Annotated in this window: 10 protein-coding genes; 8 read left to right on the top strand and 2 right to left on the bottom strand. The window is 45.0% G+C overall.

Features of this window, described 5'->3' with window-relative positions; translation table 11 throughout:
* Positions 1–110: 110 nt before the first annotated feature.
* Positions 111–491, bottom strand: a complete 381-nt coding sequence (locus A8708_RS35465; RefSeq protein WP_204787538.1) for a hypothetical protein — start codon at positions 489–491, stop codon at positions 111–113.
* Between the two features lie 135 nt (positions 492–626).
* Positions 627–3,155, bottom strand: coding sequence for a heparinase II/III domain-containing protein (locus A8708_RS15025; RefSeq protein ID WP_068664752.1), 2,529 nt, complete (start codon positions 3,153–3,155; stop codon positions 627–629).
* A gap of 405 nt (positions 3,156–3,560) precedes the next feature.
* Between A8708_RS15025 and A8708_RS15020 the strand changes: the two genes are divergently transcribed.
* The 8 genes from A8708_RS15020 (at position 3,561) to A8708_RS14985 (ending at position 13,015) form a co-directional block, all read left to right on the top strand.
* Positions 3,561–4,265, top strand: coding sequence for a Na-translocating system protein MpsC family protein (locus A8708_RS15020; RefSeq protein WP_068664750.1), 705 nt, complete (start codon positions 3,561–3,563; stop codon positions 4,263–4,265).
* 131 nt (positions 4,266–4,396) lie between these two features.
* Positions 4,397–5,092, top strand: coding sequence for a Na-translocating system protein MpsC family protein (locus tag A8708_RS15015; protein ID WP_068664748.1), 696 nt, complete (start codon positions 4,397–4,399; stop codon positions 5,090–5,092).
* A 132-nt stretch (positions 5,093–5,224) separates the two neighbouring features.
* Positions 5,225–6,610, top strand: coding sequence for a PAS domain-containing sensor histidine kinase (locus tag A8708_RS15010; protein WP_068664746.1), 1,386 nt, complete (start codon positions 5,225–5,227; stop codon positions 6,608–6,610).
* Between the two features lie 298 nt (positions 6,611–6,908).
* Positions 6,909–8,330, top strand: a complete 1,422-nt coding sequence (locus A8708_RS15005) for an RtcB family protein (RefSeq protein ID WP_068664744.1) — start codon at positions 6,909–6,911, stop codon at positions 8,328–8,330.
* Complete coding sequence (locus A8708_RS15000; protein ID WP_068664742.1) at positions 8,327–9,646, top strand: AAA family ATPase; 1,320 nt, start codon at positions 8,327–8,329, stop codon at positions 9,644–9,646. Before A8708_RS15005 ends, A8708_RS15000 begins: the two co-directional genes overlap by 4 nt.
* 45 nt (positions 9,647–9,691) lie before the next feature.
* Complete coding sequence (locus A8708_RS14995) at positions 9,692–10,270, top strand: RNA 2'-phosphotransferase (protein WP_068664740.1); 579 nt, start codon at positions 9,692–9,694, stop codon at positions 10,268–10,270.
* Positions 10,263–11,057, top strand: coding sequence for a TatD family hydrolase (locus A8708_RS14990; protein WP_068664738.1), 795 nt, complete (start codon positions 10,263–10,265; stop codon positions 11,055–11,057). The genes A8708_RS14995 and A8708_RS14990 overlap by 8 nt, the downstream gene beginning before the upstream one ends.
* Before the next feature lie 512 nt (positions 11,058–11,569).
* Positions 11,570–13,015 (top strand): hypothetical protein, encoded by a 1,446-nt coding sequence (locus A8708_RS14985; protein WP_068664736.1) that lies wholly within the window; start codon positions 11,570–11,572, stop codon positions 13,013–13,015.
* The last annotated feature ends 6 nt before the right edge of the window (positions 13,016–13,021 follow it).

Genomic DNA, 13,021 nt, shown 5'->3' with positions numbered 1-13,021 from the left:
ATGAATAGATGGAAAATATACAGTTAAATGGAGGGATTCATCGATTTATTACGCAATAGATGGAAAACATACAGTTATATTTGAGGAATCTAGCCGATATGAACTAAAAATTAGATTTTAACTACATATTTTCCAGTTAAATCGAATTTTCGAGGGGAATTGTTGATAATAACTGTATATTTTCCAGTTAAAAACAAAATTTCTGTTACGACCCCTCCAAACCTACAAACTCCACCACTAACGTACGCCACTATCACCATCATCATCATCATCACCATCATCACCATCACCATCATCATCACCATCACCATCACCATCACCATCACCATCAGCATCACCATCACCATCACCATCACCATCAGCATCACCATCATCACCATCATCACCACCATCGCCGCCATCGCCGCCATCACCCTCATCGCCGTCATCGTCGTCATCGCCAACATCGCCATCGCCACCATCGTTGCCATCCCCACCATCCCCACTACCACCATAACCTCCTCCGCGCATACACGAGTAAGTTCTATTAAGAGACTTACTCGTGAGAAGATAGGGAAGTTGCTCTCTGCAAGAGTAATATGTCGAGTATGATAGTGGCGAATGCAGAGCGTTAGTTTAGGAAGAGACTAGTCAGTCTCTATAAGAATAGCAAGCCTTCCGCCATCTATTGGAATCCGGCATTGTCCGTCAGACTCTGGCGTATAAGATGTCTTGTTTAATAGGTTCATAAGCGATACATCGGATTGTACGGAGCAAGTATGCACTTTATCCGATCCGTTCACCACCAGATGGAACAAAACTTGTTCCTCCTGAAATACCCTGTACATCCGAAGTTCTTCCGAGTCATCAGAAGCAACGAGAAGGGGTTGTATTTGTAGGGTAAGCTCGGCCGATTCGCGGGATTTCGGATATAGCAGGGAGAGATAATCGCCGCCGCTATCACCGCTAATTCGGAAATGTTCCTGAACAGCTAAAGGGTAACCACCGGATACAGCGCCATGATCCGTCGATGCTGTAATCCTGCTTGGCTCCAAGAAGGTAACTTCCAGTTTCATTTCATTTAAGCAGTGGGCTGTAATGCGGTTCTTCTCCATCACAGAAGATGTGCTCATCGTATGGAGATGCCAAACACTATTCCGCTGACTCCGGATATGATCCCAAACCACATACATATTAGCTCCACCAGCTTTTACATAGGCAAAATGGCGATGGTAGTTTTCCGCAAGGACATCCGGAATGGAACTTCGCACATAATCCAGTTGGTCCGAGAAAACAACTTCCTCACAAACACTCTGAAGCGGGCCATTCTGGGGAATGCCGGCCTCATCCATAAATTGAACTACGTTATGCGCATGTCCGTTCACGTACCAATGACGATCTCCGTTGTAATACCCTCCCGTCCCAGGATCAAGCGTCAATGGCGTAGCATTCGCCCATAGGGAGAAGTGCCCTTCATCATGGTGGGCATGGTAGATTAGCGGCGAAGACTCGAATATGGCATAGTTTTCTTGTCCCCATTGACCGAAATGCTGCCGGAAGATGACATACCCGATGCCAGAATAGTGAACGGAAGCCAGATCTGGCGCTTCCTGTGGAAGTTCTGGCCGTGGGTAGAGAAGCGCCAGCAGCGTGCAAGGACTAGCCCCTGTATCTCGGACCACGCTTCCCCCGTGCTTCCAAGCCCACATCATCTCCCGGCTTAGCTGGGGATCTGAATTCAGGTAGAAAGGCGCTGCATAGGCGAACATACGGAACCACTGGTCGTCGACTGTCGAATCACCAACTGCCGGAAACAGCAGTTTGGCCTCTGAGTCTGCACCACCCTGAACGGAATCCTTCGGGGTCACAGTGCCAATTAAGAAGCGATACATCATCTTTACCTTTTCACGAGACCAGTAGTCGATCCCTCTAAGTCGCTGCAGCAGCGTGAAGAATAGAAAGTACCGATGCAGCACGGCACCATGGTAACGGATATTCTCAGGCCACGCGCCATCCTGGTCGACGACGTGCTCCAATTGCCAATCTACGACTGCGCAGGCATGTGATAAATAGACTTCTGCAAGTATCTCGTCTGGGAAAATGAGTGCATAGATCCCGAGGCCTGTGGCGCGGTCCGCGTTCCAGTTGCTGCGTTTGCCGCCTTTTTCATCAGGAAACTCTTCAAGATCGAATCGGTAATATTGCGTGTCCATCATCATGCTAGCTATGTAGCGGAAGTGGTACTGGATGGCTGCATCCTCTTCTGCCAGAATAACGCCGGAGCCTGCAATTTGGTCGTAGATGACAGCTAGCACGGACATACCTCGTCCAATATGGACAGCCCCGTAAGTATCATCGTCATGCCAGCCAGTAGCTTTGAAAATATCCATGCCCTGGCACATATCTGGTAGCATGTACAAGAGCTTCCGCTTGGCTCGTTCCGCATAGATCTTATCTCCTGTGACCATATAAGCGTTCGCATCCGCGCCAGCGGTCTCCAGTAGGGCAGCCCAATTCGTTGGTGTCTTACGGTTAAATGAGTTGGACGTATACACGCCATCCATTGGCTGTCCATCTTCACCAAGGAATGTCACTTCGACAGATACCCCGTCCTGCGAGAAGCATGCATCCAGACGAAGTGTCGTCTGAATGCTGTAATGCTCATGGGCATAGACCGGAATCGGATCTGTCATTGTCAACAGCACGAAGTCGTCATCCGACATGTTCATCACGTACAAACATGGACCTAGTCTAGGGTCCTCTGATGGTTGAACGCAAACCGAGTTGAAAGAAGTGGAAGTTGAAGCTTCCCATCCGGCTAAACCGTGATCAAAGCAGCTGCTTGCGATCGGTACTGGTAATCCTTTTTCCGAATGAGTAAGCTGCACTTGTCGGATCCAGGCTTCGCCCTTTCCTCGGATGCAAAGGGTTAATGTCATATATACAGAATTCTCCGGAGTTCGAAGCACAAAGGGAGTCGTTCGAAATGGGGATATGAGTTGAATGGGCAGAGATGCTTCCACTTCGGCAAAGGCATTAGACAACGCAGCCTGCCGCTGATACTCCTCTTGAAGCTCAGGCTGCATGGATATACGGTTACGTATACCAACAAGCTGCTCCGTATCGTAGCAGGCGAAAGGGTGTTCAGTCGTTATACTTTGGGCGTGGTTTCTCATCTCTTATTCCTCCCGATCATGTTGTATAGAAGTCATGTTTACTCTCACTACTATAGCATCTGTTATGAATAGGGGAGTGGGACAATCCACATGTGGAGGAGGGGGAAATCAACTGAATACGAACTAACAAGTTGCTTGTGGAATAAGGGATCCTGGGCAAATTTGTCTTGTTATATTTACAAAAAGTTATTAGAATAATTCTTAGGGTAAAAGAAATAAAGCTTGAGCCTTATATAAAGAATGACAGTTTGACCAATAAATAAATACTTCGGACTTAATGAACCAGAGAGCGAGCTGGACATAAGCCTAGATACAAGTTGTTTACTGCAACTTTTATTTAGGCTTTTTTTGTCACTAAATAATGTAAGGCATAAGTTAGCCTTACCTGAGCTGAGGATGGGATTTTTGAATAATCAAGAAAAGCAAACACAACACGAGATCGCAAGTCACATTGGAAGATTGCTGAGAGAAGCATTTGGGAAAGGACCACAATCGATTTATGTTAGTATCAATCGTCCGTTTGTTGTTATCTATCTCAGAAATTTTTTATCGCCAACGGAGAAGATTCTTTTGCAGCAGGGCCATGTATATTCCGTTCAACAGACGAGAAGCATCGTGATGGAGACACTAATTCCAGAAATAAAAGCGTATTTGCAACTGCTAACAGGAATGAACATGCAAGAATTTTACTTTGACTGGGGATTGCATAACTATTCAGGCGTATTTGTCGGCATTGCATCCGAAGAGAATCCGTTATCTCAAGGTCTCCAAGAATGGTGTGCAGGGAAAAAGGAGCTGCACGTTGAGATTGAGAGAATTTCTCTTCTCATTCAAAAAATCCCCGATAACATTCAATACTATCTCATTAATGAGAGGACAATTCTGGTCGTTAAATCAGGTATTATGATCTCTATTGCTAAGGAATTAATTCGATTAGGCTTCGAGGACAATTTAAAAATCGCTCAGCGAAATCTTGAGAAAAAATACTTATTCAATAACAATCAGTTTCAGAAGATTGTCAAGTCACCGATTACGGATATATTTACGGACTGGAACTTCCATTTGGATAAAAGCGTTATTGTGTTTATATTAAACCCAATTCACGATTAGTAGCCAATTTGATACATAGATGGGATAGAACGCTGCCAGTGGGACATTTCTGTTGAACTTTTTAAAGTAACTATTTAAAATAATTCTGGGGGTAAAAGAAATAATGCTTTTGCCTTAATGAAGGAAGAACGATGTTGGATAAACAAGCGCAAACCGAAATAGCGAGTTACGTAGGCAGATTGCTGCGAGAGTCCTTCGGGAAAGGTCCTCAATCCATTTTTGTCAGCATCAATCGTCCGTTTATCGTTCTTTATTTAAAACACTTCCTGTCACCAATGGAGAAGATTCTTCTTCTTCAAGATCAGGTCCATTCGATACAATCGACTAGAGACTTATTGATGAAGACGTTAATTCCTGAAATAAAAGCGTATTTGCTCGTTTTTGCTGGAATGAAGATTGGTGAATTTTATTACGATTGGGGACTTCATAATCATTCGGGTGTTATGGTCGGAATCGAATCTGGCGATGACCATGAACAAATCTCTTTCGAATCCGTTTATACAGGGAAAGAGGAGCTTCATCAGGAAATTAGTACGATCTCTCAACAGGTTGAGAAAAAGCCTGACGAAGTGTACTCATGCATGATCAACGAAAGAAACCTAATAGTGATCCGTAATGGAATCCTTATTAGTATTGAAAAAGAATTAATTCGTATTGGACATGAAGAAAGTTTAAAGTTGGCTAAACGTAATCTGGAAAAGAGTCATCTCCATAATAATGGCCATTTCCAGAGCTTTCTCAAAGCAAAGATTGATGATGTATTTGTCGACTGGGACTTTCATTTGGATAAAAGCGTCATCGTGTTCATCTTAAATCCGAGTCAATAAATTGGCAGTAATGAACCAGATAGAACGCTGGGCATCAGCCTGAATAAAAGTTGCGCGAGCAACTCTTATTTAGGCTTTTTCTTTGTTCAATTTACTTTTCACTTTTCACTTTTTGCGAAATGAGGGCAAAACATGGTTGATTTACATGAACGGAATGAGATACTGGAGCGAATTTCAGATGTGTTTTTTGCGGTTAATGCGGACTGGGAGTTCACGTATATTAACGCAGAAGCATCAAGAATTTTATTTAGGAATGCGGACCAGCTTGTTGGTAAAGGGATGTGGAGTGAAATCCCACTCGCCGTTTATTCTACTTTGTATGCACATTTGCATAAAGTGATGATTGAACAAGTTAGTACCGAATTTGAGGTGTATTATTCTCCTGTAGCAACTTGGTTTAGTGTTAGAGCTTATCCCTCATCTAGTGGTCTTTCCATTTTTTTGCAAGATATTACACAAAAGAAGGGCATTTCGTTAGAGAATGAGCAGCACTACGAGTCTTTATTTAAATATAACCCTGATGCTGTTTTTGCATTTAATTTGGAAGGTCATTACCTTAGAGTGAACCTGGCTATGGAGCGAATGCTGGGGTATCGTGATGACGAGTTTCTGGGAATGTCGTATGTGCCGTTGATCCCGCCGGAAGAATTGGAGAAGACGAAGGGTTATTTTTCGAATGCAACCAAAGGCATCTCACAGTATTATGAAACAAAAGCCATTCATAAAAATGGGGGTATTATTGATGTTAAAGTGTCCAATATACCCATTATAGTGAACGAAGAGGTTATCGGGGTATTTGGCGTTGCGAGAGATATCACGCAAGAAAATAACCGGAAAACGATGCTGTTACAAGCAGAAAAACTGACTGCCGTCGGCCAACTAGCGGCGTCAATCGCTCACGAAATTAGAAATCCCCTTACATCGTTGAAGGGATTTACCCAACTCATTGAAAAAACCTTACCTGAGGTCAATAAGCATTATTTTGCGATCATGAAGGATGAACTTAAGCGAATCGAATTGATTACGAGTGAATTGCTATATTTAGCTAAACCTAAGGCACAAGAATTTAAACATGAACCTATTTGGAAAATAATACAAGATGTGGTCATGCTGATGAGCTCACAAGCGTTAATTAACAAGGTTGAATTAAGAACGTTTCATCTGGAGGATATGCCTGCCATTCCATGTGTTGGAGTTCAGTTGAAGCAGGTTTTCATTAATGTGATTAAAAACGCAATGGAGGCTATGCCAAATGGTGGTGCGATTGACATTGTGGGATCAAGACCGAGTGAAGATTTCATTATGATTCAAGTCATTGATTATGGACATGGCATTCCACAGGAGCTTATCTCCAAGATTGGATCTCCCTTCTATAGCACCAAAGAGTACGGCACAGGTCTTGGTATGATGGCTACCCAGCAAATTATTCATGCTCACAACGGAACGTTGGAGTTAACTAGTCAAGATGGTCAGGGGACAACGATTCATATATGTCTGCCGATCACTGGGAAATTGTAGGTAAGGGACTCATCATTATAATTAATCTTTCCACCTATGGTGGATTGACAGTTCTTAGCTCTGACTCGTATGATACTTGTAAATGAATGGAAAGGAGGCCGACGATATGATTCGCAATCAAATTTCTATGAATAACCTGACAATCGAAAAGCATTTTATACCATCGGTCTCAACCGGACTAGTGACGAATACGTAGGTACTCTTTCTTGGAGTAGACCTAGGTTAATTTGACGTGACAAAGCCGTAGACGATGTAGTCTACGGCTTTTGTGCGTCCACAAAAGAGAGGAACATGAAGAATGAAAGAAAATTATTATAGGCAGGTCCAGCTCCCAGCGGGAGATGTCCATGTATATGCAGGACCTGAGTTATTTAAAGCGTTGGATTACCAAGTCTTTCAGATGGCCAATAACAATTTGCAAATTCCCAATGGCGTGTATATGAGTTATACACCTGACGTACACGTCGGTGTTGGTACTTGCATCGGCACGACGGCTGTATGGAACACGCATAATGGATACGTATCACCGTCCATTGTCGGCAGCGATATTGGCTGTGGCATGCGTGTGCATATGACGAATGTGCATAAGGATGAATTGAAAGATGTGAAGCTGCGACGCAAGCTGGTGAAGACCATCGAGAAGTATTTGCCTGTTGAGGATCACGCACGCGGCCATTTCTCGGACATTCGCTTGGAACACATTGTTACCAAAGGTCTGCATGGACTTCCAAAGAAGTATATTCCCGACGGCTATACGCCTCGAAAGGCAACATCGCTTACGCATGTTGAGAGCAGTAAATTTACAATAGATGAGAATGCATTGAATCGATTTCCGAGTCATGTTTGGCATCGGTCGCATCGTCAACTTGGGACGCTAGGAAATGGGAACCATTTTGCAGAAATTCAGTCGATTGAAATTGCGGAAGAGAACCGCGAGGTCGCTGAAGCTTGGGGACTATTTGATGGGCAAGTAGTCGTTATGATTCACTCGGGTTCGCGTGCGTGGGGTGGCTCTGTGAGCCAATACTGCAGCAGTGACATCTTGAAGGTGATGCGGCTGAACGGACTAGGAACGGCTGATCCTAAGCTGTTATATGCCCCGCTCGAACATCCTGAGGCTCAGAATTATGTGAATTTGATGTATGCTGCGCTCAATTATGCAGTCGTCAATCGCCATCTGATTGCTTATGCCATCCGTGAAGCTGGTAAAGATGTGTTTGGCTCGAAGTTTGAAATGACCACGTTGTACGATCTGATGCATAACTATGCATGGGAGGAAAAGCATAATGAGCAGTCTTATTTTGTTCATCGCAAAGGGGCGACGCGGTCGCTTCCGGCAGGTCATCCTGATAACCCACAGCCGTATGTAACAACGGGTCATCCTGCGCTGATTCCCGGTTCCATGGGAACGGCTTCCTATATCATGGTTGGAGCGCCGGGCGGCAAAGCTAACTTTCACTCCATCTGTCACGGAGCAGGGCGCATTCGCTCGCGCAGTGCAACGAAACGATTAATCACACTAAATGAATTTGCCTCCTCCATGCGCGTAGGAACGGATGAGGAAATTGTCGTCAACCAAAGATCGTTAGAGTCGATTCTAGATGAATCGCCGCAAGCTTACAAAGATGTTGATCAAATTATTGAAAGTGTCGTCGGAGCAGGTTTGGCTGAAGTTGTAGCTAAATGCAAGCCTATGGCGGCAGTAAAAGGTGCTAAATGAACAATGAACAACGTATAAAGCGTGTAAAAGTAAATGAAGAACCGGCAGCAGTGACAGCCCCAAAGAGATCAACAAACGACTTGCCGAAAGCTTATGGGGATTATATTTATGTGCTAGAACGCATTCAACAAGTCCTGAAAGAGCAATATGGTCACCACTTTGAACCCTATCTGAGTGATGACAGGAAAGAGGAGTACTGGGAGTTGCTTGAACAAGATGTGAAGACAGGAACAAGCGACGTGCAGTTCGTCACTCAGATCTTCGAACATATGGAGTCGCGTGCATTCGGCATGGATGGAGAAGGGGACGTCGGGGCATATCGCACGTATCCAACATTGCGAAATAACGTATTTGCCTATCCCTCCTGGGGAATCGCTTTAGCTCGAGTGCCTATCTTTCGTATGAATGGCGTCGGAGAAGAGGATTTTGTTTTTGCTGTGGATGATGCGAGTCTACTGCATTTTCTAGAACATGCTCGGCAGCGGCGCAGGGATTTGGACCGACGACAAGTGACCGTTTTCACGGATGGACCTCATGGCATGGACAAAGAACTGGCGCCGATTACACGCATGGTTGAGCGTTCGGAAGTTATTATGAAGAGTGAAGTGAAAACAGATATTTATCGCGCAATTGATCAGTTTTTCACGGACGATCGTGCATTCTTCAAAGCCTATGACCTTCCTTATAAAAGAGGGATCCTGCTCTACGGAAAGCCTGGAAATGGAAAAACAACGCTCGTCAAATCGATTGCGGGCAGCGTTAAAGCGCCTGTTGCTTATTGGCAAATCACCGAGAACACCAGCAGTGATTCCATTCAAGAAGCGTTTCAAGCTGCGGCTGCCATGGCGCCGATGATTCTTGTCATTGAAGATATCGATGCGATGCCGCAGCGGGCTAGGTCTTTCTTTTTAAACATTCTAGATGGGGCGACTTCCAAAGAAGGGATATTCCTCATCGGGACAACGAATTATCCAGAGCAGATTGATCCGGCATTGATGAATCGGGCAGGTCGATTCGACCGTGCTTATGAAATCAAGCTGCCAGACCTAGAGCTGAGACAGACGTATTTGGAGCAAAAGGGGATTGGCAAGCTGCTAGGCGAAGAGTTGATTCGCGTAACGGCGAAGCAGACAGAAGGGTTTACTTTTGCCCAGTTAAATGAGTTGTATGTATCTGCTGCACTTCAGCTTCACTATGAGCAAAGGGTGGATATCGAGAAGCTGGTGAAATCGATGAAGTCAGAGCTGCATAAAGGGCAGACGATGTCATGGATGAAAGAGGATACGGACGTGAGAGTTGGTTTTTTGGTTAGTTAGGGAATGTGAGAATATATTCGAATACCAGATAAGGAAGTGATTGAGATGTTATCTCCAACAATGCAGACGAAATTAAGTAAGTTTATGAGTAAACTATTGCGGCATGCCCCTCAAGATTTCGGGCTGCGTTTAGATCCCATCGATGGTTCTTGTTCGATTGTTGAATTGTTAGAAGTTCTTCGTGCACAGTCGAAGTGGTCAGATATTAAGGAAAGTGATGTTCAAGAAGTTGCTGCGCGTTGTGAAAAGCAGCGTTTTGAGATTACTGGTGATCGTATTCGAGCTAGGTATGGACATAGCCATGATAAAGTGAGCTATCCAGCTGCATTACCACCTAAAGTGCTCTACCATGGCACGAATGTGCAGGCAGCTCCTACGATTATGAAGCAAGGAATACGTTCCATGCAGCGTAAATATGTTCATTTGTCCGAAGGACTTCATTTTGCAACGCTAGCGGGTCAACGAAGAGGGGAACTAGTGATTCTGGCGATTGATGCGGAAAAAGCCTCCCAAGCTGGCGTAGTCTTCTACTACGCAGGCAATGAAGTATGGCTTGCAGACGCAGTTCCTGCTGAGTTCTGCCGTCTTGATGAGCATACAGAGGAGGCACCACCCCATGACTAACCCACTTATTGACATTGGTGTTAATCTTATGCATCGTTCTTTTGATGGCGACCGCGAGGATGTGGTTGCGAGAGCGATTGAAGCGGGAGTGACCCCACTCATCATGACGGGAACAAGCTTAAGAAGCAGTGATGAAGCGTCGCGATACGCGAGTAAATTTCCTGGGAAATTATTTTCGACAGCAGGGATACATCCACATGACACGCGCAATTGCAAGGCGCATACGATTGATAAGCTGCGGCAAATGGCGAAGCTGCCACAAGTGGTTGCGATTGGTGAGTGTGGGCTGGATTATAACCGGGACTTCTCACCACGCGATGTACAGCGAAAATGGTTTGAAGAACAGATTGGGCTAGCTTGCGAGCTGCAAATGCCGCTCTTCCTGCATGAGCGAGAAGCGCATGACGATTTCATGCGTATCATGAAGCCGTATACCGGATCATTGAATAAAGCGGTTGTCCATTGCTTTACGGGCTCACTGCAAGAGCTTCAGGCGTATCTGCAGTTAGGATTTTACATCGGCATTACAGGCTGGATTTGCGATGAACGTAGGGGTAAACATTTGCGTGAACTTGTGAAGAAAATACCGCTGGATCGGTTGATGTTAGAAACGGATGCCCCTTTCCTAACGCCAAGGGATTTGCCCGTCAAGCCACAGGATGGCCGGAATGAGCCTGTATTTCTTCCGCATATTGCAGTGACTGTTGCTGCCTGTCTTGGACTTACTGTCGAGGAAGTTGCTGTGGCGACAGCACGAACGACGATGGGATTTTTTGGGATTAATTAGATGAGTGAATTGAAGATACGAGGATTTCCGTTATGGCTCCAGCCTCCTAGTCGTCTAGGGTGGTAGGGAAAGTCACTGTGGATATCCTCTTTTTATGATTGCATGAAGGGTAACGGTGAGCGGAGTACTTGCAGAGTCAGGATGAGCAAAGATGCGAAAATACACTTATTTTCATGGGAAATACCCTAAATATTGAAATAAGTGCGAAAAGGCATCTTTTTGAGCGGAATAGGCCGTGAAATGAGGATAGAGGCCGAAATAGTTGCCTATTTGCAAGCATTTCCGATTATGAGGGGTATTCGATAGAAAAGGTTGCATTATTGCAATTTTGCTAAGATCACTGGCTGATCAAGATCTGATTACGGGCTGATCTCGGGCTGAAGATACGAGGAAACTCCTAACCCGGTTCTATTTAAGGCGGAAATGCCATACCCATGAAAAAGGAAAAATAGGTATGGCGTGGAAACTAATTGTATTACCAAATTGTATAACCAAGTTGTGAGGGGTACAGGATGAATCATTTAACGGAGTCGTATGTAGATAGTTTAGCGCAGAATAGCGCTGCCATTAAGAACGGCAAGGATTTGGTTAAGAAGAATAGTTTTCCGCTGCTCTGTCAGTCAGAGGATGGGACGATTATTTTTGGCGAGTGTAAAGGGAGTGGCAAGGACCCTTATCGTTGTTCAGTTGATCTGGCGAAAGAGGGGAATCCCGTATTCCGCTGTTCATGCCCGAGCCGTCAGTTTCCTTGCAAACACAATCTAGGTTTAATGTATGCCTTTACATCAGGCAAGCCATTTACCACGGCACCTGTCCCACAGGATATTGTGGATAAAAGGGAAAAGGCGGAGAAGCGGGAGGAAAAGAAGAAAGAACCTGTTGATCCCGACGCTCCAGTTGCGAAGCGGAAGACGAACAAATCAGCTTTGATAAAGAAAATAGCTTCACAATTGGAAGGGGTCAGCATTGCGGAGAAGTTGATCTTGCAGCTTACACAGTCAGGGCTAGGTAGTCTGGACAAAAAGACGCTGCAAACCGCCGAAGATCAGGCCAAGCAACTAGGCAACTATTATATTCCGGGAATCCAAACGGCACTGCGTGAATTGACGCTGCAATTAAGAGCCGACGAGAATCGGGAAAACGTGTATACCAACGCAATCGAGCAATTGACATCACTACATGCCTTGATCAAGAAAAGTGGCGTCTATCTCACCAGCAGATTAGATAATCCGGATCTTCCATTGGATACAGAATCTACCTTGGAAGAATGGATTGGGCATGCTTGGCAAATCGCAGAACTGCGAGAGTATGGTCGCGTCCGCAGCGAGTCCTCAGCACTCATGCAGTTGGCGTTCCGCTCTTATACAGATCAGGCGCGTGGCGAGTTCATCGATGAAGGATACTGGTCAGATTTAACAAATGGAGGGCTCCACTTCACAAAAACATATCGTCCTTTCCGTGCAGCGAAGTACATACGTGAAGAAGATTCTGTCTTTGGAGTCGTCGAAGCCAAAGAACTTGCTCAATATCCCGGAGATGGGGAGTTGAATAAACGCGTGCGCTGGGAAGAAGCGACATTTCGTGAAGCGGATTCACAAGATTATCAGACGATCCGATCTGCAGCTCATCAATCATTTCCAGAAATCATTAAACAAGTGAAGAATCAGATCAAAAATCCACTTTCGGACAAGCGCCCCGTCGCATTGCTGCAATTTGCGGAGGTCAAGAAAACGGAGTCTGCCTATGTGCTTATTGATGAACAAGGTAAGCAGCTGCCACTGGCTGACATTCCTTATCTCAACGAGCCTACAACGCAATTGCTGCCTATGCTAAATCTAACTTATTTACAGAATCAGGCGATTCTGGTGATGTTCGAACACAACTGGCAGCAGAACAGGCTTGAGGCGCAGCCATTAAGTATCGTAACGACGAATGAAATTGTTCGCTTACTCTATTGACGAATA

Source organism: Paenibacillus oryzisoli, from assembly GCF_001653565.1.
Taxonomy (GTDB): Bacteria; Bacillota; Bacilli; order Paenibacillales; family NBRC-103111; genus Paenibacillus_E; species Paenibacillus_E oryzisoli.
The sequence above is the reverse complement of the archived record's forward strand: the minus strand, read 5'-3'. Positions and strand labels throughout refer to the sequence as shown.